This is a genomic window from Rhizobium anhuiense bv. trifolii (genome assembly GCF_024346605.1).
GTDB classification, from domain to species: domain Bacteria; phylum Pseudomonadota; class Alphaproteobacteria; order Rhizobiales; family Rhizobiaceae; genus Rhizobium; species Rhizobium anhuiense.
The window spans coordinates 504,177-525,035 of record NZ_CP098801.1 but is presented as its reverse complement, the minus strand read 5'-3'; the positions used below and the strand labels follow the sequence as shown (position 1 = coordinate 525,035).

Below are 20,859 nucleotides of genomic sequence, written 5' to 3'. Positions count from 1 at the left end.
TACTTATTTGTACAGGCCGCAGCCGCTATTTTACCCGTTTACCAACAGCAAGCAAAAGGACGCTTTCCTGGCTGATTTCGTCCTCTTCCAATATGCCGGCGATTTGGCCCTCATGCATGACGGCGATGCGGTCCGAAACGCCGATCACCTCTTCCATGTCGCTGGATATCATCAGGATCGCCACTCCCGCATCGGCAAGCGCTCGCATCAGGCCGTAGATCTCGTTCTTCGCGCCGATATCGATGCCGCGTGTCGGCTCGTCGAAGATCATCACCTTGGGGCTCATCGATAGCCATTTGGCAAGCACCACCTTCTGCTGATTGCCGCCGGACAGAGTGCCGGTTCGCGTCGAAACCGAGGGCGCCTTGATACCGAGACGAACGCGCTGCTTTTCGGCCGCCGCCTTCTCCCGTTCAGCGGAGAGCATGAAGCGGCTGGAGAGTTTGGGGAGATCGGCAAGGGTTATGTTCTGGGCGATCGGGAAATCAAGAAGAATGCCGTTGCGCTTGCGGTCCTCCGGCACGAGGAAAATGCCGCGGTCGACGGCGTCCCGGGCAGATTTGACCGCAATTTGCCGCCCGTCCTGCAGGATGGCTCCGCCGTAGCACCGATCAATGCCGAAGAGGACCCTTGCAAGCTCGGTGCGGCCCGAGCCCACGAGCCCTGCAAGCCCCATGATTTCTCCATACCGGATTTCCAGATCAACGGGACGGCCGGGATAGGCCTCGGTGCGCACGCCGATTGCCTTCAGCGCAACCGAGCCGGGCGAGCGCTGCGGTTTTGCGGTTCGCGCCGCAAGCACCCGACCGATCATCAGCTTGACCATCTGATCGTGGCCGATGTCTTGATTGGCGAGTGTGCCCACCAGCGTGCCGTCGCGCAGGACCACGACCCGGTCTGCGACGCGCTCAACCTCGTGGAGGCGATGCGAGATAAAAATGACACTGATGCCATCCGCTTTCAGCAATTTGATAATGCTCAGGAGCCGTTCGGTTTCGGCCAGCGGCAGGCTCGACGTGGGTTCGTCGAAAATGACGAGCCTGGCGTTGATGGATAGCGCCTTGGCGATTTCCACCATCTGCTGCTCGGCCAGGGAAAGCGATGCCACTGGTGTGTCGGCGGAAAAATGCGCCCCAACGCGCTTCAGGAGCGGCTTGACCAGGTCTCGCAGTCGATCTCGATCGACGAGCTTGAAAGGTCCGGCCTTCAGCGGTTCGCGGCCCAGGAAGATATTGGCGGCAACGTCGAGATTCTCAAAGAGATTGAGTTCCTGGTGCACGAAGGCAATGCCGGATGCGATGCTCGATTCCACGGTGAGGGAACGAAGCTCTGCCCCGTGGAGCATGATCGTTCCTCGGTCGGGGGTAATCACGCCGCCGAGAATCTTCATCAGCGTCGATTTTCCAGCCCCGTTCTCGCCAACGAGGCCGATGACCTCGCCAGGCATGATGTCGATCGACAGGCCCTCAAGGGCAACGACACCTGGATAAGTCTTGCCAACGCCGGAAAGCGAAAGGAACGGCGTTGCAAGCGCGTCCGGTGACGGAATGTCGGAACTATGGTTCATCGCCTGTCCATGGCTGCTAAAGCTGTCGGCATGAGACGTCTTTCGCGGCGGCGGCAAGTGCCCCGCCGCGAAGGAGGGTTATTTACCAGCCATGGCCTTCAGGTTGGCGGCATATTTGTCAACGTCATCTTTACCGATGATCACGGTCGGAATGATGATCAAGCCGTTGCTGGGAACGCCTGATTTGTCGCCCTTGAGATAGGCTGCCATCAGCTTCATGCCCTGATAGGCCCACTCGAACGGCTGCTGCACGACGGTCGCCGCGATGGTGCCTTCCTTGACGCCGCCGAGCGTGATCGGATCGTCATCAAAGCCGACGACGGTAATCTGGCCGAGTTTGCCGGCGTCGCGCAGCGCCTCATAGATGCGTGGCGTGTTGTAGGAGTAGAAGCCGACCATGCAAGTGACGTCAGGGCTGGCCACCAGCGCGTCCTCGACGTTCTTCTTTGCGCGCGTTTGATCGATATCGTCGCCGCGTACATCGGTCAACTCGATCTTCGTGCCCTTCAGGCCATCCTTCATGCCCTGGATGCGTTCCTTGGCGTTGTCGGCGCCGAGCAGGCCGACGAAGCCGATGCACTTGCCGCCGTCCGGCATCGCCTTCTTGGCGATTTCGGCTGCCTGCAGGCCAGCGTCGATGTTGGATGAACCGATATAGGCGACGCGATTGGTCTGCGGGGCGTCACTGTCGGTGGTGAAGAGAGCGGTCTGCGAGCCAATTTTATTCAGGCCGTCCGTCTGCGTCTTTGGATCGACCGCAGAGACCATGATACCCTTGACGCCAGCACTGACCAAGTCTTCCATCAGGCGTTGCTGAACGGCGACCGATGCCTGCTCAGGGTATTTCAGCTCCATCTGGTAGTCTGGCATTTCGCCCTGGGCCTTCTTCACGCCCGCTTCTGCAGCTTTCCAGAAGTCGGACGCGCCGTTGACGACGAATGCAAGTGTCGGCTTGTCGGCAGCATGGGATACGGCAATCGGCGCCGTGCTCAGCATCAACCCGGCGAAGAACAAGGCTGCATTGCGTTTCAGCTTCTTCATAACATACCTCCCGAGGGCCGCGGTTGCATTGGCCCGTTTGCGATGAGCGGCCGGCCGGATGCACGCCCCCTCCCTGGGGCCGTCGCGCGAGCGACGAGTGGCATATGTTCCGATCGCTCCCCGACGGTATACAATTATCTTAATTAGTAAATAGTATTATCAACCTGCATCAAAACATTTGATCATACTTTATATCATGCGCAATTTTTTTACTGGAAAATGCTAGAATATATAGCGTTACGGCAGTTCACTCCATTGTCAGCGCTTTCGAATGACTGCTAATGTTTATTAGCTGCCGTGCCCATCAATCCCAATCGGAGACAATTTCCAAGAATGCGAAAACCAACGGTCCAAAAGCGGAACAGGCATCCCGCCGAAAAGCCTGCCCGCGTGACGATGACAGACATTGCCGCGGCGGCGGGCTGCTCGCAGGCAGCCGTTTCCTTCGTCCTCAATGATACGCCCGGCACCCGAATCTCGCAGCAGACGCGCGACCGGGTTTGGGAGGCGGCGCGTGCGCTCGGCTATGTGGGACCGACTTACACGACGACGGCCTCCTATTCGGGAACGGACAATGTGATCGGTTTTGCGGTGGATCAGCTTGCCACCAGCCCGGAAGCGATCGTCGCGATCGAAGGCGCACGGCAAGCCTCCTGGAACGCCGGCAATGTCCTGCTGGTAACACAGACGCTCGGCGATCCTGTCATGGAGCCGAAGGCAATCGAGGCGTTGACGAACGGGGGCATATCGGCCCTTATTTATATGACGATCTATACCCGCCAGATCGAGCTCCCTTCTTATATCTACAAGCTGAAAATCCCGACAGTATTGCTGAACTGCTACACGGCGGACCATGCCTTTCCTGCCGTGGTGCCGAGCGAGATCGCCGGAGGCCAAAGCTCGACGCGGCATCTGATCATGCACGGCCATCATCGCATCGCGACGATCACCGGCGAAATCTGGATGCAGGCTGCGCAGGATAGGCTGACGGGATATCGCCGGGCGCTGGCCACCGCCGATATACCCTTCGATCCGGACTTGGTGGTTGAAGGCGACTGGTCGGCTGGCGCCGGCTATGCCGCCACGATGAAACTGCTTGCCCTGGCAGAGCCGCCGACCGCGATCTTCTGCCAGAACGACCGCACGGCCATCGGGTGCTACGAAGCGCTGAAAGACGCAGGGCTCCGCATTCCCCAGGACATGTCGGTGGTGGGTTATGATGACGAAGAGATTTCGCGACATCTCGTACCTCCGCTGACGACTTCGGTTCTTCCACATCTCGCCATGGGGCAATGGGCGATCGAACATCTCAACCCGGAAAGCGTGCCCGGCAAGCGCTATCCGATCGCAAAGCTCGAATGCTCTCTCGTGAAGCGTCATTCCGTCGCCGCGCCGCGAACCGCAGCGCGGCTGATCCACGATGGGGCGCATGCTCAGCCATAGCTCTCGGGTCTGCGCCAACGCCAAACACGGCCGGCTCTGGGCCGGAAAATTGACCGCTCTCCCTGGTTCGCAGCGACCACATGGCCGTGACCGAACCGGTCACGACACCGGTTGAAAAAGCCGAAAGAGACAATAGGTGCTGCGGCGACGAAAAGTCGACGACCGACGAAGGTCGATTGCGGTACGGGGCATCGGCATCCAGCCTGCCAGGGAAATTCAAGCGAACTGAGGAGAGGGCGCAAAGAGTGGTCAAACGTCCGGCCCGCCCGAGAAGGACGGACCGTTTGCTTGATCCAATACCCGCAGGAGCAACGGTTCACTGGAATTTTGCCATATTCTCAGGCGTCACCAGCGCCGCGCCGGAGTCGATCAAAGACTCGACCTTCTCTCCGCGAATCGCCTTTACCAGTGCATCCACACCGAGTTCAGCCATCTTGGTGGGGAACTGCGCCACCGACGCATCCTCCACTCCACTCTTTAGCGCCTCCTCTTCACCGCAACAGAAGTCGAAACCGACCAGCACAATCTTGTCGTTGGCAGTGCCGGCGTTCTTGATGGCGCGCGCCGCTCCGGCAGCGGGCGGGCCGCAAGCGGCATAAATGGCCTTCAGGTCTGGGTTCTTCGTCAGCAGATCCTCGGCGACACTGATCCCGAGTTCCTCGCTGCAGTTTGTGGCGCCTTTCCCGACGATCTTGACGTCAAGACCGTTGAGCCCCTCAAGCATACCCTTCACACGGTCATCAAGCGCCGGCACGCCGGGCACGCCCTCAAGAATCCCCATGGTGTCGCCGGCCTTAAGAACAGTTTTGAGATATTCGCCGGCGATTTTGCCTGCAGCGAAATTATCCGTCGTGGCAAGCGCCGTCCTGCCTTTCCAATCCGGAATATTGTTATCCATCAGCACGACCTTGATACCGGCCGCCACTGCCTTGTCCAGGGCTGTCGACACGGTGGGATCGACAGGCGTGAGGGCGATGCCCTGCACCCCTCGAGTCACCATTGATTCGATTTGTGCAATCTGGCCCTCGATGTCGGTTGCGGACGCACCCTGGCCGTAGATGATCTCTACCCCGGGATTTCTCTTTGCATATTCTTTGGCTGCGTTCTCCATTGTTGCAAAGAACGGTACGGGGAATTTCGTTATAAAGCCGAGTTTCACCGGCTCCTGCGCCAAGGACGGGACTGCGGCGACGGCCAGGAGCGCAAGAGCTCCCAGCAGGGATTGCGGTTTCATGATACACCTCCCACGTTTTCGACCGCCCTCCTCTAGAGCGATCTCGTTGTCCGCTGCCCCCACGAAGCAGCGATCTCCCTTAAGCCTCGGCGCCGACAATCATCGCGACAACGTCCTGCTTGTTTGCTTCCGTTGGCTTCAATTCGCCCACCTTCCGACCCTGCCGAAGCACAACCGCCCGATCGGCGATTTCGACCACATGCTCCATGTTGTGCGTGATGATGATCACGGCGTTGCCGTCGGCTTTGAGCTGTTTGATAAGGTCAAGAACCTGGCGAGACTCGCGAAGACCGAGGGCGGCCGTCGGTTCGTCAAGAATCACCAGCTTGCGCGCAAAAACTATGGCGCGCGCGACCGCGATCGCCTGTCGTTGTCCGCCGGACATCAGCGCGACCGGCGCATCGAATCTCGGCAGCTTAACCTTCAGACGATCGATAACACTCGCCGCTTCCTGCCTCATCGCGGCCGTGTTGAGGAAGCGGAGCGGACGCGGCAACCAAGAGGGAAAAGCGACTTCCCGTCCGCAATAGAAATTCTGTACGGGGGTCAGGTTGTCGAAAAGCGCCAGATCCTGATAGACGGTTTCGATGCCGGCGCGGCGGGCGGCTGCCGTCGAATGGAGCGATACGGGAGCACCATCCACGAGGATTTCTCCTTCGTCGAGGCTATGAAGCCCGCTAATGCATTTGACGAGCGTCGACTTGCCGGCGCCGTTGTCACCCAAGAGAGCGGTTACCTCACCTGAATAGGCATCAAAGCTTACATTTTTCAGGGCGTGTATTGCGCCGAAGCGCTTCTGGGCGTTTCGAACCGAAAGTGCCGGTGTGATGGATGTCGGGCTCATCGTGCGCTCGCCGATTGAAGCACGCGGGCGCGTGCTTCAAGATGGTTACGGAGCACGTCAGCCTCCACGGCGATGACGATAACGAGCCCAATCGCGATCATTTGAAAGAACACGTCGACGCCGAGAAGGTTAAGGGCGTTGCGGATGACGCCGATCAGCACGGCGCCGATCAGGGCGTGGCCGAGATGACCTCGTCCGCCCAGGAAGCTAGCGCCACCGATAATCACCGCAGCAATCGTGTCGAGCTCCAAAAGATTGCCGTAGATTGGCGAGGCGGCGGCGGTCCGGCCCGCGAGCAGCACCGAGCCGAGGCCTGCACAAAAGCCGGAAATAATATAGGTCGAAAGCAAAATGCCCCTTACCGGTATGCCCATGCTTCTGGCAGCACTCGGCGAGCCGCCGACCGCATAGATCCATCGGCCACAGACCATCGACTTCGTCAGGATCAGAAAAAGAAGCCCGAACATGCCGACGACAAAGAATGAATTGGGCACGCCAAGCGTCGTACCGCCGCCGATCGCCGTCACAGCGTCGGGCATTCCGCGCATGGTGGTGTGGCCTGGCGCCAATGCAAGTGCCAGGCCGCGGCAGATACTCAAGCTTGCAAGGGTAATGATAAAAGGATGTGGCAGCCGCCCGTAGACAAAGACCACGCCGTTGACCGCACCGACAGCCGTACCCGCAACCAGCATGGCCGTAATGACGACGATTGAGGAATCAACCTGCTGGTAGACGAGTCCGCCGATGACTGTCGCCAGCGCAAGATTCGAGCCGACAGACAGATCGATCCCTCGCGTCAGGATAACGAGCTGCTGCCCCATCGCCACAACGGCAATCACTGCCGTCTGCGCCAAGATGTTCCCCAGGTTAACGGGCTTTAGAAAAGCCGGCGTGATCAAACTGACGACGGCGATGAGCAATATCAGGATCAACAACGGGCCAAGGCTCAACAGCTTCAGTCCCAATGAGATGCCAGATTGTCTCGGGCGGAAGGTTGCTTGCGAACCACCAGGCCGCGACGAATTCTGAGGCAGAATCCCGGAGTCTTCCAATTTCCCCTAGCCTCCCCTGTTTTTTATACATAAGAAACATATGATACACGTACGTCAACTTGTTTTTTATGGATATCAAACCATACCTGGAGTTGCGCCATGAGAACCGATACGACATTCAAGCGGGCATTCAATGATATGATCGAGATCATTCGAACACTCGATCTTGGGGAGGAATTGCCGTCCGAAAACGCACTGCGCGCCCAGCTTGGCGTGAGCAGAACAACGGTGCGAAAGGTGCTGGCAGGGATGGCCGCACGTGGGATCATTATGTCTGAAGCCCACCGACGGATTATACGCAAGCAGCCGCGGCAGAAAGAGCGCTATCCGAAGGAAGAGACCTTGGCAATTTCGGAACAGGTCGAGACGAGCTTCATGGAATGGATGCTGCGCGGTGATGCCTGTCCGGGCACAGAAATCAATGAGACGGAATTGGCCCGGAAATTCGGCGTCGCGACAACGATTATCCGTGAATTTCTCAACCGATTTCAGAAATATGGGCTGATCGAGAAGCGTCAGAATGCCGGCTGGGTTTTTAAAGGGTTCACGGCCAGTTTCGCGCTCGAACTGTTCGAGATCAGAGAGATGTTCGAAATGCGCTCCGCCCGGCTGTTCGCCACCCTGCCCGACGGGTCGCCCGTCTGGAAACAGATCCAGGCCATGCGAGCGGCGCATTTGGAGCTGCTCGCAGATATTGACGCTCGATTTCAGGATTTCTCGGAGCTGGACAGCCGATTTCACCGGCTGATTACGGCAGTCGCGCCAAACCGCTTTATCGAAAGCTTCCAAGACGTTATCGCCATGGTCTTCCACTACCATTATCAGTGGAACAAGCGCGATGAACGCGCGCGGAACGAGGTTGCCATCAGGGAACATCTCGCGTTGATCGAAGCCCTTGAAAGCCGCAACGTCGCCTCGATCGATCGCGCCTGTCGACTGCATCTGACGTCCGCCCGCGAGACTTTGCTTCGTTCGATCATGCAGTAACCTTGAGATGCACGCGGCACTCATGGTCCAATGCGGAAAAGGCTTGATTGGTTTGAAGTGTCTCGTCCGCCGATGTGCCGATCACGGAAAAAGCATAAAAAGACGATCTGCCGCTGCGCAGCAAGGGGGGTCCCGTTGGCGTGCGGATGTATCTCCGACAACAATTAGGTCGTCCAAGCCATCCCCCACAACCGCGCGGCGGAAAATGCTTCCTGCAATGGCGAGCCCCTCTGCTTGGAGCTCGAGCCACCGACAGCTTCAACGTTCAAATCGCGCCAGCATCCGCTTCAGTTGTGCGTTTTGCAGTTGAAGCTTGTTCGCCAGTTGCTCCCGGAGCAAGCTGATCTCTTTATCGAGGCTCATCGCTTCATCAGACAGTGCGGGAACGCCTGGAGACTCATGCCGAACGACCCCAGTCTCGGCTTTCCTGCTGCGGCTGCCCCGTTTTCGGGTTGCGCCTCGGCGGGTCTGCGAGGGTCTCGAAGCGTCGTATGCGAGCACGTCGGTGTCATCAGATACAACCGAATTAGCAGCTTCCAGCGGCTTGGCGCCTTCAATAACCGGCGCGCCCTGTTCCTGCAGCTCACCAGACCTCGCACCAGATTGATCGTGAGGCCGCAGCTCCTCGCCTGCTGGGCGGTCTGTGAATCGCAATCCTTCGTCGTCCGCCGGTGCAGTCGGCCTGTCGACGGTCGACATTTCCGGCGTCACATCACCGGTCGAGTTGTTTTCTTCCTTCGGAAGCCGTCGCGGTGACACCAACCGAGCAAGAAGTTTCCATGGAGACGCCATTCTATTCGACCTCGCGTTACCCCACATGCAGTTGCGAATTCAAGTCTTGGCGGCAACGGGAACTGTCGCCAGACGCACATCTCCATAAACACGGAAATGTGCCGGCAACCGTTGGTCAAACGAGGTTGAGCCGCTTTCGCAATTCGGCATTTTCGGCGCGAAGCTTCTCAGCCAACAGCTTACGCAGTCCTCGATTTTCCTCTTCCAGCTGCAGTAGGTCCGCCATCTCATCGATCACCCCCGTTATAGGTGCGCTCTCGATTTGCACCGCCTTCGGAGTCCGTTTGATTCGCCCACGCTTGGCGCTGTTCACGACGTCATCGGCCTTGACCCTGCGTCCTCTCTTCGGTTTTCCGGCTGCCGTCTTGGCAGCATCCGCGGGCTCTGCCGCAACTTCGGCTGACCGGGTTTCAACGGCCACCTTTTTTGCGCGAGGTTTGCGCTGCTTCTTAATCGTCGCGGGAGCCGTTACCGCTGGGGCGTCAGCAACAATTGTCGTATCTCGTTCGTCGGCCATTATGGTCTCCTGTAAAGCCGCTTCAGTTGTCCGCTGTCGGGCCGGCAGTGTCAACACTCCCGGCTGTCCCCGTTCGGGCAGAGATAGCTCACCGCCTGGTTTGCCAACCTGGAAGCCTACCGGCGGAAAGAGCATTGCCTCTTCCTGCACATCTTGAGCGATGGACTTGAGATCCATGTCTCCCCAGATCGAATTCGATTTGCTCTCGGTTCTTCGCCGACCCGATTTGTGTTCGACAACAAAACTGCGTTGGAGTTTTTTCACTAAGAGGCCTTGGGTGTCTGCGGTGATGTTCCAGCGATGTCTTCAGCACCGCGACGGACTCCGTAGATAACGGCTGTCGCGCTGCCGGTCTAGACCCATGACGCGCCCCGCCATGCACACGGCTCTGACGGATCGTCCTCCGCTCGAAGTCATCACGACGTTGAGGGAGATGTCCTGTCCGTGCTTCAAAACACGACCGAAAGCGTATGATTGTGCTGGGTCGCTCTTGCGAGGCAATCAGCGGGGATCTCCAGTATGCGCGGCCTTGTTCGGGGGTTCAATAAGCAAGCCCTTAGATCAGGACGCATTAGGTTGGTATATCAGATCATTATGAGCCGCTTATCGTCGCGAGGGACAGCATAATGATCCGGGTGACAACTAGAGCCCGTCTACAATCGACAGGATGGACGCGCATCATTCCGCGCTCCGTAGCAGAACCGTCAAGGGTCCTCCGTTCCACTTGAACTCTCTAATACTGGATGCTATGTGCGACGCCGGGTCCGCAGTTCACCCAGGCATCGCCGTTCCCCCGAACACGCTAAACCTGCCTGTCAAGATAGATATGGACACCAATCCGTGCCATGTCGGAAGGGCGATCGCCGATGATCCTTTTGGACGGCACGACCGAAGGATAGGTCATGTCCAGAAAACTGATACCGCTTAATCTGAGCGACGTTTCGACGTTTGCCAAATCGGTGAGATCGCAATTGTCCAACCAAGATGGACTCCCGTCCCACCTCGAATTGTTGAATATCCTCGCCAAAGCTGCTGGGCTCGGCAATTTCCAGAATTTGCGAGCGACGGTGAAAGGTGCGGGGGATCCGGCACCAAGCCCACCCGACGACAAACTGTTTCAGCAACCTTCCGATATCAATCAGAGGCTGGTGGAGAGAATTGCCCGCTGCTTTGACAAGGGCGGCCGATTGCTGCGTTGGCCGGCGCGACGCACTGACCAGATCGTTGCGCTTTGGATATTGTGGGCGCAGATTCCGGCAGCACGCGAGTTCTCTGAGCCAGATGTAAACATCCTGCTCAATGAGCGCCATGACTTCGGCGATTACGCACTTCTGCGCCGCGAGCTCTGTGATCTCGGGCTGATGACCCGGACGCCGAACGGACGAGTCTACAGACGCGTCGAACGACCAATGCCTAGCGACGCGGCAGCGGCGCTCCGTCTTATCTTGCGCTGATCAGTCCAATCGGCACTGATCCCGATCCCATTCTCGTGATCGGCGGTGGCGAGGGCTTTATGATGAAGTCCGACCCAGGCTCGTCTCGCAAAGAATGCAAGCGAAATTTGGCCCATCCGTCAGGCGGATGTATCTGACAGGCTATGTGGGGCTGATTGCTGGAGTTCAGGTCTTTCGACCGGTGACCGGCAGCGTCTTGTGAGGGATCGAACCTGTGCGTGGGGAGTTAAGGAGCTCGCTTCACCTCGGCTTTTCGTCGCTCCTGGTTCAACCTGTTGCTCCGGCTGCCTGTCGAGCTTGGACGTGGTCTGGAGAACTTGGAGGCGATGGAGCAAGAGGTCAGGAACCCTCTGCTAGCTGCGGCTGTCAGCGCGTCGATATCTACAGCAACGGTGGTTAGCCGCGTTTGTCGCGTGGCTAGCGGACCGTTGCCGTGATGCGCGTCTCTCATGGATGAGGCAGAGGCGGCTCACGCCGCCTCCTCCTCGTCGCGGTTCGGCTGCAAGGAATGCAGGTAATCGACGGCGCGCTGCGCATGTGCTGCCGCTGAAAAGATGGCACGCTTGTCGTTGCCCAGAACCTTGAGCCAGCCGTCGAGGTAGCTTGCGTGGTCGGGTCGTGGTTCGAGCTCGGGGACGATGCCGAGATCGGCGCAGAGAAACGCGCTGCCGAGTTCGGCAATCAGCTCCTCACGGGCACGTTCGCTCCTGCCTTTTGCGTAGCGGCTGAGATCGCGATCAAGCCTTCGTGGTGCGCCGGTCCAGTGCGTCTTATGCCGATATCGGCATAATTGCCATTATGCCGTAAGCCGGATTATGCCGCATGACCGATCTTCAGGGTGGAAACTCCTCTATTCGGCCATGCGACGGTTCGGCATAATCAGAGCGATTCTAGGAACGCGAGCAGTTCGTCGTTGGGTTGATATCGTCCTGGATGGGCTTCCGGCCTGGTGACTTGAGAGAGCGCCTTCTCCTTCAACCGCATGTCGGCGTGGATATAGATTTGGGTCGTTTCCACGGATTCATGCCCAAGCCAGAGCGCAATCACGGATTGGTCGACGCCGTGATGAAGCAGTTCCATCGCCGTGCTATGTCGCAAGGTATGCGGCGTTACGCGCTTGCTCTTGAGGCTCGGACATGCTCGGGATGCCGTGAGGCAATGCTTGCGCACCAGATGTTCAAGCGCATCACGGCTGAGCCGCTCGCCCCGGATCGAGGGGAACAGGGGACTGTCGCTGTCACGGCGCTCCCCAATCCAACCCTGGATCAGCTTTACCGTATCGCGACGAAGAGGCGTACTGCGTTCCTTTCGCCCCTTCCCGATGCACCGGATGTGGGCGCCGGTGCTAAGGACCACATCATTGCAGCGCAGACTGATCAGCTCGGAGGCCCGCAATCCGGTCTGAAGCGCAAGCAACAGCAGGGCGTGATCACGTCGCCCCACCCACGTCGTTCGATCCGGCGCGGCCAACAGCGCCGCTATTTCCTCTGCGTCCAGGAACGTCACACTTCGCTTCACGTATCGCTTGCTTGGCATCGAGAGAATGCGCTGGCAATGAAGAAGCCAGGTCGGATCGGTCATCGCAACGTATCGGAAGAATGAGCGTATTGCGGCAAGGCGCGTATTGCGGGTTCGTGCCGTGTTACCGCGCGCCGTCTCGACGTGGGTTAGGAAGTCGGCGACGAGATCGGCGTCAAGATCTTCGATCGTCAGCTTCGTGGGCGGCTTTCCACGCCGAGAGCCAGCGTAGCGTATCAGCAGCCGGAATGTATCCCGGTAGCCGGCGATGGTGTGGGGGCTTGCCTCCATCTGTGTGCATAGCCGGTCAGTGAAGAAGCGTTGGATGAGTGCGGGGAAACTGCTCGCCTTCATAGCTCCCCCTCCGCCGCCCTTGCTATTCGGGCGGAAGCCAATTCCAGCAATTCCGGAACCGCCTCCAGATACCAATAGGTATTGGCGGGGCTTGCGTGACCGAGCCAGGTCGTGAGCTTGATCATCTCGCGCCCGACATCCTGGCCGGAACGATACCAGTTCAGCATCGTCCGAACCGCGAAGGTGTGGCGAAGGTCGTGGATACGTGGCCCGCGCCCATGGCGCTTGTAAGCCTGCCTCGGCCTCAAACCGATCTGCTGGCAGACGAGCGCGAAGTTGTAGCGTGCGCCGCAATCGCCGAGACGATGGCCATCGCACGTGACAAACATGGGCTCTGATCTGTGCCCTAATAGCCGGTCCCGTTCACGCCTATAAATCTCCAGTTGGTGCACGACGGTTTGATCCAGCGGCAAAAGCCGTTCCTTGCCAAGTTTTCCGAAGCGAACACGAAGGACGCCCGATTCAACATCGAGATCGGTCTGGTCGAGACGCAGGGCTTCGTTAATCCGAAGTCCGGTCACGGCGATCAGGCCGAAGAGCGTCGAACAGGTGAGACCGCGGATGCCGTAGACTGATGGCAACGTGCTGGCATGCTCGATAATCGCAATGATTTCGGCGTCGCTGTAAATGTATGGATGTACCCGTTGGACATGAGCAGGCACCAACCCCTGGGGCGGAACCTCGTGCCGCCGATCCATGCCGTGTAGCCAGAGGGCAAATTGACGAGCGACCCGGAAGCGAGCGCCTCGTGTTCCGGCACTGGCGGAGGGCAGGCTTTCGAGCCAGCGCATGATCAATCTGGTATCGACGTACTCCGCACCATTGTTATCGGCGAAGGCGGTGAAGCGACGCAAAATGCGTTCGTCCGTACTCAGGTCGGCACCCAGCCGTCTTCTGATGCTGATGTAGCGATGCTGTTCGGCGAGGAAGCTCATTGCGCTGCCTCCACAGTCGGCCAAGGCTGGGCGATGGAGCGCAATCCATCCGTGTCGAGCTTCGCATAGATCATCGTTGTTGCACGCGATCGATGCCGCAACAGATCGCCGATCTCCTCCAGCGAGGCACCGGACCGAACCAGGTTTGTCGCAAGGCTGTGACGCAGAACATGCGATCCGACATAGGGTGTCGGCGGCTTCACCCCGGTTGCCGCGAACGCTTCCCGCAAAATCGAGTTGACGATCTGGCTATCCTTGAACGGGCGGTTCGGTGCCCGATGGCTCACGAACAGCGTGCGGGTTGTCGTTGACGTTCGCTCGTCGCGCAAATACCTGCTGATTGCCTCGCCGACGTCTGGCGGGATTGGCAGACGGTCATGACATTGACCCTTTCCGCGAACCAGAAGCTCGCCGGCCCGCCAGTCGATGTCATCGAGCTGGATCGCCATGACCTCCGGCGCGCGCATGCCGAGCCTGGCCATCAAAAGCAACATCGCGTAGTCACGGGCGCCACGCCGCGGATTGGTCGCGACCGATGCCAGAAGGGCATCCACTTCGTCGGGCGACAGATATCGCGGAAGCCTCTCGCCCCAAGGCTTGTGCACCCTGGGCACGCAGAGCGAGAGGTTGGTGGTGGTCAGACCTCGGGCGAACAGATACTGGAAGAAGCCACGCAGATGCGTGGACAACGTCTTGTCGCGGTAGGGCGTCTTGCGCGCGATAACATGCTCCATAAACGCAACGACGTCGCGGGCGCTGAGCACAGCAAGATCGAGCCCACCGTCTCCAAAGCGATGAGCCAGGAAGCGGGCGGCAAACCCCAGCACGTGTTTGACGGACCGTGGGCTGAGGCCGCGCTGCCGCAGAAGGTAAAGCTCAAGGTTGCCGAGAAGCTCTCGGCGTTCGGCTTGCGCAGCAGTGAGTGGCGGTCGCGTCGCTACGCCGATTTCGATCAGGTGCTCGACAAATAGCCTGGCAAGGTTGGGAACCTTGTTTTGGCTCTTTGGTGTCGTCGGCAGCCGCCGACCCAATTCGACCGCAAGTTCTGTCGTCAAACCTGACGGCGCAATTCCCTCGTCTTCCAGCAGTTGGCCAAAGCGCCGCAGGAGGTAACGATAGTTCTCCACGGTGGCAGGCTTGTAGTTCTTGGCGGAGAGGCTTTCCTCGAAAGAGGCGAGATAGGGCTCAAGGCAGGTAAATCGGTTGGATATGTCCATCATTGTGCTCCGGGTTGGTGGAGCAACAATCTTCTTCAACAACTCTACATCAATTCGATACCGGCCTTTGCTGACCTGCTGGCAGACATGACGTGGTCGAGCTGATTACGGCACGCCGGGAGTGCCGCAAGAGGGTGGTTTGCCACATGTCGGTAGGGAAGATATATCGATGTTGACAGAGTAGGACAATTGACCTAATTACCAAACTAGGACAAGTGACCTAGTCGTGGAGAAGTTTCATGATCGCCGATCTCTTCAATACCTTTCAGCTAAGTGATTTGCCGCTGACCAATCGCATGGTGATGGCGCCAATGACGCGCAACCGCGCCGACGGTGGTGGCAATGTGACGCCCATTATGGTTTCGCACTACCAACAGCGGGCTTCAGCCGGTTTAATCATCGCCGAGTCCACTACTGTTTCTCCCGAGGCTGTTGGCTACCCCTTCACTCCCGGCCTTTTCACCGACACACACGTGAGCAGTTGGCTGCGACTGACCAACGCCGTGCATTCCTCAGGAGGCCGTATTTTCGTGCAACTGCAACACTGCGGCCGGGTTTCCCATCCCAGCCTCCAGCCGGAAGAAGCTCCCCCGGTCGCGCCATCGCCGGTTCGTCCAGCCGGCAAGGCAGTCACATACGCCGGGATGCAGGATTTTGTGACGCCGCGCGAACTAATGCTCGCAGAGATTCCAGGTCTCGTCGCTCAGTTTCGACATGCCGCGGCGTTGGCAAAGCGCGCGGGATTCGATGGGGTCGAGATTCACGGAGCGAACGGATACCTAATCGACCAGTTCCTGCGCGACGGCAGCAACCGGCGAGGTGACGCGTACGGCGGCAGTGTCGGCAACCGTATGCGATTGCTGAACGAGATCCTCGACGCCGTCAGTGAAGTTTGGCCCGTAGGGAGAATTGGTGTGCGCCTGACACCAGAGAACAGCTTCAACGACATGGTCGATTCCGACCCGCAAGCTCATTTCGAATACGTCATCAGGGAGCTTGGGGCTCGAGGGGTTGCATACGTCCACGTTCTACAAGGAGACATGTCAGCAAAATCGTCTGTGGTCGACTATCGCGCTCTTCGGGCATGTTTCGCTGGCACTTATATCGCGAACAACGGCTATGACCTAGCCCGCGCAAAGCAGGCAATCGCGAATGGCGAAGCCGATCTCGTGGCATTCGGCCTCCCCTTTCTCGCCAACCCTGATCTCGTACGGCGTTACCGGCAGGGATTGCCATTGAACACGGCTGATCCAGCGACGTTCTATGGTGGGGGCGACGCCGGATATACTGATTATCCGTTCTTCACGGGCGAAGAGGCCTCTGCTGCCTAAGGCGTCCGAAGACCAACAGGGAATTACTACGATGGCCAATCGGGCTACACGTGAGGAGATCGTCGGCGTAGCGGACGATCTGTTCTATCGCAGAGGATTTGATCACACGTCCTTTGCAGACATTGCCGAGCTGGTGAAGATTTCTCGCGGCAACTTCTATCACCATTTCAAAACGAAGGACGACATTCTCGAAGCGGTGATCCAGAAACGCCTCGCTGATCGCAATGCCATGGTGGAGCGATGGGAGATAGAGGGCGAAACACCTGTAGAGCGGATCAGCAGCTTCATCGATATCCTGATTGTGAATGGGGATAAGATCAAACTGTATGGATGCCCGATCGGGACTTTGACGAGCGAGCTTGCGAAACTGAACCATCCAGCGCAGCCAGACGCCGGCAGATTGTTCACGCTGTTTCGGACATGGATTCGCCGTCAGTTCGTAACACTGGGTCGAGAAGCCGATGCGGATGTGCTTGCCATGCATCTTCTCTCCCGGTGTCAGGGCGCAGCGACCCTTTTCAATGCATTCCAGGATCAAGACTTCGTTCAGCGCGAGGTCGATCAGATGAAGGGCTGGTTGAAGGATATCGCTGCCGAGGCGTCAAAACCGACCGGTGATAAGCTGCCTCGAACGAAACCGCTCAACGCGACATAACGAGGCGCGTGTCTTTCTCATTCCATCACAGCTCAAGAAACGGGACAGTTCATGTTTATCGTATTTCTCAGGTTTTCCGACAACAAGCCGCAGGCCTCTCAATTTCTTGAGGGACACAATGCCTGGATCAAAAGAGGTTTCGACAGCGGAACTTTTCTGCTTGCAGGCAGCCTGCAGCCGAACGCGGGAGGTACACTTCTCGCTCACAACATTGATCGGATAAGCCTTGAGGCGTTGGTTCAGGAGGATCCGTTCGTGGCAGAGCGTGTGGTGAGCGCCGAGATCCACGAAGTCACCCCAGGCCGGCTTGATGAACGGCTTATGTTCCTGAAAGGGTAATTGATGAGCGGAACTGTCCTGGGTCATGACGGGCGGCTGCGCTGCCGTTGGTGTGCGGCCGCACCCCACTTTCTTCATTACCATGACGCCGAGTGGGGCTTTCCGGTCTTCGACGATTTTCGTCTGTTCGAAAAGCTCTGCCTCGAAGGCTTTCAGTCGGGCTTGAGCTGGCGAACAATCCTGGCCAAGCGCGAGAACTTCAGGTTTGCCTTTTGGGCCTTCGATTTCAACCGCATCGCGCAATTCAATGACGCCGACATCGAACGACTCTTGAAGGACGAGGGAATTGTGCGCCATCGTGGCAAAATCAATGCTGTCATCAACAATGCGAAGCGTGCGCAAGAACTCGTCAAGGCGGAGGGCTCCTTCGCCAACTACATCTGGCGCTTCGAGCCGAGACGTGAAGATTGCGCCGAACCGCAGACTGCATCGACTTCCGCAGCTTCAATCGCGCTATCGAAAGATTTAAAAAAGCGTGGGTGGTCCTTCGTCGGGCCAACCACCGTCTACGCCTTCATGCAGGCAATGGGGCTCATCAACGACCACGCTTGGGGATGCGAGATCAGGGCTTCTGTCGAAGAGGCGAGAGCGGATTTCCAGCGACCAGTGTAGCCAACGGAAAGCAAACCGGTAGCTATTATGCCGACCATCAAGGCGGAGTTAGTGTTTAATTCCAGTGTCGTTCTCATCAGATTCGGCATAATCCGGCTTACGGCATAATGCGTCATCTCGTGACTGAGGATGGCGACATAGGAGGCATCGTCCCTGAAGGCATCCAGGCATGGCATCTGGATGTAATCACGCTGAGCGGCATAATAGGCAGCCGTACCTCCGTGCCGGATCAGCGCACCGGTATTGGCAAAGAAGCGGCCGGCATTGCCGATGCGGCTCATTGGATCGACGACAGGTGCGATGTCATCAAAACGCCCGTCGAGACCGGCGATCTGATCGGTGTTGAACACTGTGTAAGCTTTGAGGAATGGAATATCCTGTTCGACCTCAGTGCCAGTCTCCGTCGTTTCAGTGCGGATGAACGAACTGGCGAAGATCACGGTTGTGCCGGTTTCGCCCTTGCGGACGGCGCCGCCGAGCTCGATTGCCTGGCGAAACGTCATCCAGCTTGATGAGGCAAAACCACGGGCGATGGCTTCGGACCAGAGGAGAAGGACGTTGATCCCGGAATAGGGTTGACCGTTATGGCGCAGTGGCCGGCTGACCTCGCCCGTCGCATGTCCCGTCGTCCAGGGCTTGGTCCACGGCCGCACGCCACGTTCGAGATCGGCGATGATTTTGGTGGTGATGCGGCTATAGATATCGGATCGTTGATGGGATGGCTGCCTGCTCATGTCTGAACCTCCGTTTCGAGGTCGCGGCCATCGCGACCTGCTACGGCGGTCCGAAAGCCAGGCTGCAAGCGCAGCCTGCACCCGCAGGGCCGCAACGTAGTGGAGGACGGCAAGGCCGTTGCGGGCGGCGCGAGCCTGGCAGGACCAGAAGCCGAGGCAGGACGCAATGGCCGCAATAGGATCGGCAAGTGTTGATGCAGGCAGACGTGGCAGATCTGCGAGGTGTCAGGCCGTCGCTCACGCCGCAGATGGACCGCGGCAATGAGGCCCACCTGGCCGGCCGCGCCAGTAACCCGGCGATATCGACAACGTCGCCACGCAACGCCGAGACGATCCTGAAGTGGATGCCGCTCACCGCTTCAGCTCGAAGGCCAAGTTTGGCAGGTCCGATCAGGCGCTGATGCCTATAGCGGACGGAGTGCAGCGTCCCATCAAGGTTGGACTGCCAGTCATTGGCCCTGTGCCCAGGCCTCCGGACGGGTTAGCTCATGCGTCTGGCCCGCCTTGGCCGTATCGGCCAGAAAAGTGCACTGAGCGGCCTTGAAGGTCAGCCAGTGTGGATTGCAAGCAAATCGGCATAAACTGTCGGATTGCTCGCCAGCACCGGATGGCCCTGCAGCAAGGCTTCGCCCTCAGCCGGGAAGGCTAGACGGGTTCCACCGGCTTCCTTGACGAGGCAGTAGCCGGCCATGCAGTCCCAGGCACGCATGTGGGGCTCGTAGTAGCCAACAAGCCGCCCCGCGGCCACATAGGCCAGCATCAAGGCGCCCGAGCCATTGCGGATGAAGTTGCCACCCTTGGCAAGCAAAGCAGACACAATTGCGCCTACCCGCTCCGGGGTTACATAGGAATTGCAGCCAATGCCGGTCATTGCATTCTGCAAAGTCCGTGACGGATCGAGGCTGAGTTTCTTGCCGTTCAGGCTCGCGCCCATGCCCGCCGCCGCTGCGTAGAGTTCATCATCGCACGGGACGTGGATCACGCCGATCACGGGCATACCGCGGTGCAGAACGGCAATCGATACACACCATGTCGGCATGCCATTGACGAATGGCGCTGTTCCGTCAATCGGATCGACAACCCATGTCAATCCCGACCCCCCTTCCTGATAACCGTATTCCTCGCCGAGAAATCCGTCTGCCCCAAAAGCTTCCGCCACGCGCTCTCGTATGAATGTCTCGACGTTGCGGTCGGCAATTGACACGACGTCCTGCAGATCCCGCTTCGTTTCGATCACGAGTCTGTCGCGCCCGTTGAAATAGTCGAGCGCCATAGCGCCCGCCTCCCGCGCAACGGCTTTGGCAAAGACAAAGCGTGTATCAAGTTCCGTCTGTTGCGACATAATGCTGGTACTCCTTGCAATAGTTCAGGTCGTTGAGTGGTTTAAGAGGTCGGCGTCGAAGTGGATGGGCGAAGCGGCCGATCAGGGGGGTGATTAGAATCGCTGCTCAGATGTATCGGCAACGGACATCAAGAACCTGCGCAAGAAAAGGCGCAGCCGAATCTCAGGCCTTCATCTTCAAGCTGTCGCGAATGTTCAACTCGCGTTGCTGCTCAGGAAGATCAAGCCGATTCACATCAATGGCGCTCATACCCGCCCGTCGAGCTGCTTCGAGACCTTGTTCGCTATCTTCGAACACGACACACCGGGCTGGTTCTATTCCCAATAGAGCGGCCGCCTGCAGAAACAGGTCTGGGGCCGGCTTTGGATTTGCCACGTCATCGATCGTGACCAACTCGTCGAAATATTCCCGCAGGCCCGTTCCATGCAGGGTCGCAGTGACAATTTCCCGCGAACCGCCGGAGGCAACAGCCATGGGACGCACGCCGGCCAACCGGCGAACCGTCGCAGCAACCACATGCACTTCACGCACTCTGTGTAGATTCTGAAGAAAGTGCGATCGCATGGTGGCGATGACGGATTCGCGATCGAGCACAACGTCGAATTCTCGCTCAAAGGCCTCCATAAGGACCCCTTCAGACATTCCCGCCCGCATCAAATACCAGGCCTGATTCATCGGTTTGCCGGAATGGGCAAAGCCGGCTGCCCATGCGTCCGCATAGACAGGGGGCGTGTGAACAAGTGTGCCGTCGCAATCAAAAATCACGGCCTCGAAATCATTTTCCAGCGATAGAATATCAATCATACCTAATCCTTCCGGCGGGCGAACATCGGTTTAACGCAAGGGCTCCATACAGGCTCGTTCTGTTAGGCGGTCATCGAACGCAGGCT

General features: G+C 58.4%; 20 protein-coding genes and 1 pseudogene. 7 read left to right on the top strand and 14 right to left on the bottom strand.

The window, feature by feature from the left end; translation table 11 throughout:
• Positions 1–25: 25 nt before the first annotated feature.
• Entirely contained in the window at positions 26–1,567 is a 1,542-nt protein-coding gene (locus NE851_RS02590) for a sugar ABC transporter ATP-binding protein (protein ID WP_254956074.1), read from the bottom strand.
• A gap of 78 nt (positions 1,568–1,645) precedes the next feature.
• Positions 1,646–2,608: a sugar-binding protein gene (locus NE851_RS02585; RefSeq protein WP_028756645.1), complete on the bottom strand. Its 963-nt coding sequence runs from the start codon at positions 2,606–2,608 to the stop codon at positions 1,646–1,648.
• Between the two features lie 333 nt (positions 2,609–2,941).
• Here NE851_RS02585 and NE851_RS02580 point away from each other — a divergent pair, with 333 nt between their 5' ends.
• Positions 2,942–4,051: a LacI family DNA-binding transcriptional regulator gene (locus tag NE851_RS02580; protein ID WP_028756395.1), complete on the top strand. Its 1,110-nt coding sequence runs from the start codon at positions 2,942–2,944 to the stop codon at positions 4,049–4,051.
• Between the two features lie 316 nt (positions 4,052–4,367).
• Here the strand turns inward: NE851_RS02580 and NE851_RS02575 are convergent, their stop codons facing one another.
• The 3 genes from NE851_RS02575 to NE851_RS02565 all read right to left on the bottom strand — a co-directional run bounded on the left by NE851_RS02575 (position 4,368) and on the right by NE851_RS02565 (position 7,181).
• The gene (locus tag NE851_RS02575) at positions 4,368–5,285 is read right to left on the bottom strand and encodes a sugar ABC transporter substrate-binding protein (RefSeq protein WP_028758526.1); all 918 of its coding nucleotides are present in this window, start codon (positions 5,283–5,285) and stop codon (positions 4,368–4,370) included.
• A gap of 79 nt (positions 5,286–5,364) precedes the next feature.
• Positions 5,365–6,129: an ATP-binding cassette domain-containing protein gene (locus NE851_RS02570; RefSeq protein ID WP_028756648.1), complete on the bottom strand. Its 765-nt coding sequence runs from the start codon at positions 6,127–6,129 to the stop codon at positions 5,365–5,367.
• Complete coding sequence (locus NE851_RS02565) at positions 6,126–7,181, bottom strand: ABC transporter permease (RefSeq protein WP_174824425.1); 1,056 nt, start codon at positions 7,179–7,181, stop codon at positions 6,126–6,128. The genes NE851_RS02570 and NE851_RS02565 overlap by 4 nt, the downstream gene beginning before the upstream one ends.
• Before the next feature lie 99 nt (positions 7,182–7,280).
• Here NE851_RS02565 and NE851_RS02560 point away from each other — a divergent pair, with 99 nt between their 5' ends.
• Entirely contained in the window at positions 7,281–8,168 is an 888-nt protein-coding gene (locus tag NE851_RS02560; RefSeq protein WP_028756358.1) for a GntR family transcriptional regulator, read from the top strand.
• A 258-nt stretch (positions 8,169–8,426) separates the two neighbouring features.
• Here NE851_RS02560 and NE851_RS02555 read toward each other — a convergent pair whose 3' ends face one another.
• Entirely contained in the window at positions 8,427–8,960 is a 534-nt protein-coding gene (locus tag NE851_RS02555; RefSeq protein ID WP_028756359.1) for a hypothetical protein, read from the bottom strand.
• Between the two features lie 115 nt (positions 8,961–9,075).
• On the bottom strand, positions 9,076–9,741 hold the full coding sequence (locus NE851_RS02550) for a transcriptional regulator (protein WP_028756649.1): 666 nt from the start codon (positions 9,739–9,741) through the stop codon (positions 9,076–9,078).
• 638 nt (positions 9,742–10,379) lie between these two features.
• On the opposite strand from NE851_RS02550, the gene NE851_RS02545 reads away from it, so the two are divergent.
• Positions 10,380–10,931: a DUF2087 domain-containing protein gene (locus NE851_RS02545; RefSeq protein WP_097545231.1), complete on the top strand. Its 552-nt coding sequence runs from the start codon at positions 10,380–10,382 to the stop codon at positions 10,929–10,931.
• Positions 10,932–11,400: 469 nt separating this feature from the next.
• Here NE851_RS02545 and NE851_RS02540 read toward each other — a convergent pair.
• From NE851_RS02540 to NE851_RS02525, 4 genes and pseudogenes are all read right to left on the bottom strand, one after another.
• A pseudogene (locus tag NE851_RS02540) lies at positions 11,401–11,700 on the bottom strand (zincin-like metallopeptidase domain-containing protein); the annotation flags it as partial.
• A gap of 110 nt (positions 11,701–11,810) precedes the next feature.
• A complete protein-coding gene (locus NE851_RS02535) occupies positions 11,811–12,803 on the bottom strand; it encodes a tyrosine-type recombinase/integrase (RefSeq protein WP_254956064.1) in 993 nt (330 codons plus the stop codon).
• A complete protein-coding gene (locus NE851_RS02530; protein ID WP_254956062.1) occupies positions 12,800–13,738 on the bottom strand; it encodes a tyrosine-type recombinase/integrase in 939 nt (312 codons plus the stop codon). The genes NE851_RS02535 and NE851_RS02530 overlap by 4 nt, the downstream gene beginning before the upstream one ends.
• A complete protein-coding gene (locus NE851_RS02525) occupies positions 13,735–14,955 on the bottom strand; it encodes a site-specific integrase (protein WP_254956290.1) in 1,221 nt (406 codons plus the stop codon). Before NE851_RS02525 ends, NE851_RS02530 begins: the two co-directional genes overlap by 4 nt.
• A gap of 239 nt (positions 14,956–15,194) precedes the next feature.
• On the opposite strand from NE851_RS02525, the gene NE851_RS02520 reads away from it, so the two are divergent.
• From NE851_RS02520 to NE851_RS02505, 4 genes are read left to right on the top strand one after another with little or no spacing between them, the layout of a single operon-like run.
• Positions 15,195–16,286 carry an alkene reductase gene (locus NE851_RS02520; protein WP_254956060.1) on the top strand — a complete coding sequence of 364 codons (1,092 nt, stop codon included), beginning with the start codon at positions 15,195–15,197 and terminating at the stop codon, positions 16,284–16,286.
• A gap of 31 nt (positions 16,287–16,317) precedes the next feature.
• On the top strand, positions 16,318–16,941 hold the full coding sequence (locus tag NE851_RS02515; RefSeq protein ID WP_254956058.1) for a TetR/AcrR family transcriptional regulator: 624 nt from the start codon (positions 16,318–16,320) through the stop codon (positions 16,939–16,941).
• 51 nt (positions 16,942–16,992) lie between these two features.
• The gene (locus tag NE851_RS02510; RefSeq protein ID WP_254956055.1) at positions 16,993–17,280 is read left to right on the top strand and encodes a YciI family protein; all 288 of its coding nucleotides are present in this window, start codon (positions 16,993–16,995) and stop codon (positions 17,278–17,280) included.
• A gap of 3 nt (positions 17,281–17,283) precedes the next feature.
• Positions 17,284–17,892, top strand: coding sequence for a DNA-3-methyladenine glycosylase I (locus tag NE851_RS02505; protein WP_254956053.1), 609 nt, complete (start codon positions 17,284–17,286; stop codon positions 17,890–17,892).
• On the opposite strand, the gene NE851_RS02500 is transcribed toward NE851_RS02505, so the two are convergent.
• The 3 genes from NE851_RS02500 to NE851_RS02485 all read right to left on the bottom strand — a co-directional run bounded on the left by NE851_RS02500 (position 17,787) and on the right by NE851_RS02485 (position 20,773).
• A complete protein-coding gene (locus NE851_RS02500; RefSeq protein ID WP_368411026.1) occupies positions 17,787–18,626 on the bottom strand; it encodes an ArdC family protein in 840 nt (279 codons plus the stop codon). The genes NE851_RS02505 and NE851_RS02500 overlap by 106 nt on opposite strands.
• 547 nt (positions 18,627–19,173) lie before the next feature.
• The gene (locus NE851_RS02490; RefSeq protein WP_028756652.1) at positions 19,174–19,968 is read right to left on the bottom strand and encodes an inositol monophosphatase family protein; all 795 of its coding nucleotides are present in this window, start codon (positions 19,966–19,968) and stop codon (positions 19,174–19,176) included.
• A gap of 163 nt (positions 19,969–20,131) precedes the next feature.
• Positions 20,132–20,773, bottom strand: coding sequence for an HAD family hydrolase (locus NE851_RS02485; RefSeq protein WP_097545232.1), 642 nt, complete (start codon positions 20,771–20,773; stop codon positions 20,132–20,134).
• Positions 20,774–20,859: the final 86 nt, after the last annotated feature.

Bases quoted from the DNA above. Each gene is read 5' to 3' on its own strand.
- NE851_RS02515 (WP_254956058.1), top strand. From the start codon at position 16,318: ATGGCCAATCGGGCTACACGTGAGGAGATCGTCGGCGTAGCGGACGAT.
- NE851_RS02555 (WP_028756359.1), bottom strand. From the start codon at position 8,960: ATGGCGTCTCCATGGAAACTTCTTGCTCGGTTGGTGTCACCGCGACGG.
- NE851_RS02535 (WP_254956064.1), bottom strand. From the start codon at position 12,803: ATGAAGGCGAGCAGTTTCCCCGCACTCATCCAACGCTTCTTCACTGAC.
- NE851_RS02590 (WP_254956074.1), bottom strand. From the start codon at position 1,567: ATGAACCATAGTTCCGACATTCCGTCACCGGACGCGCTTGCAACGCCG.
- NE851_RS02525 (WP_254956290.1), bottom strand. From the start codon at position 14,955: ATGGACATATCCAACCGATTTACCTGCCTTGAGCCCTATCTCGCCTCT.
- NE851_RS02570 (WP_028756648.1), bottom strand. From the start codon at position 6,129: ATGAGCCCGACATCCATCACACCGGCACTTTCGGTTCGAAACGCCCAG.
- NE851_RS02485 (WP_097545232.1), bottom strand. From the start codon at position 20,773: ATGATTGATATTCTATCGCTGGAAAATGATTTCGAGGCCGTGATTTTT.
- NE851_RS02545 (WP_097545231.1), top strand. From the start codon at position 10,380: ATGTCCAGAAAACTGATACCGCTTAATCTGAGCGACGTTTCGACGTTT.
- NE851_RS02530 (WP_254956062.1), bottom strand. From the start codon at position 13,738: ATGAGCTTCCTCGCCGAACAGCATCGCTACATCAGCATCAGAAGACGG.
- NE851_RS02520 (WP_254956060.1), top strand. From the start codon at position 15,195: ATGATCGCCGATCTCTTCAATACCTTTCAGCTAAGTGATTTGCCGCTG.
- NE851_RS02580 (WP_028756395.1), top strand. From the start codon at position 2,942: ATGCGAAAACCAACGGTCCAAAAGCGGAACAGGCATCCCGCCGAAAAG.
- NE851_RS02500 (WP_368411026.1), bottom strand. From the start codon at position 18,626: ATGAGCAGGCAGCCATCCCATCAACGATCCGATATCTATAGCCGCATC.
- NE851_RS02510 (WP_254956055.1), top strand. From the start codon at position 16,993: ATGTTTATCGTATTTCTCAGGTTTTCCGACAACAAGCCGCAGGCCTCT.
- NE851_RS02575 (WP_028758526.1), bottom strand. From the start codon at position 5,285: ATGAAACCGCAATCCCTGCTGGGAGCTCTTGCGCTCCTGGCCGTCGCC.
- NE851_RS02585 (WP_028756645.1), bottom strand. From the start codon at position 2,608: ATGAAGAAGCTGAAACGCAATGCAGCCTTGTTCTTCGCCGGGTTGATG.
- NE851_RS02560 (WP_028756358.1), top strand. From the start codon at position 7,281: ATGAGAACCGATACGACATTCAAGCGGGCATTCAATGATATGATCGAG.
- NE851_RS02505 (WP_254956053.1), top strand. From the start codon at position 17,284: ATGAGCGGAACTGTCCTGGGTCATGACGGGCGGCTGCGCTGCCGTTGG.
- NE851_RS02490 (WP_028756652.1), bottom strand. From the start codon at position 19,968: ATGTCGCAACAGACGGAACTTGATACACGCTTTGTCTTTGCCAAAGCC.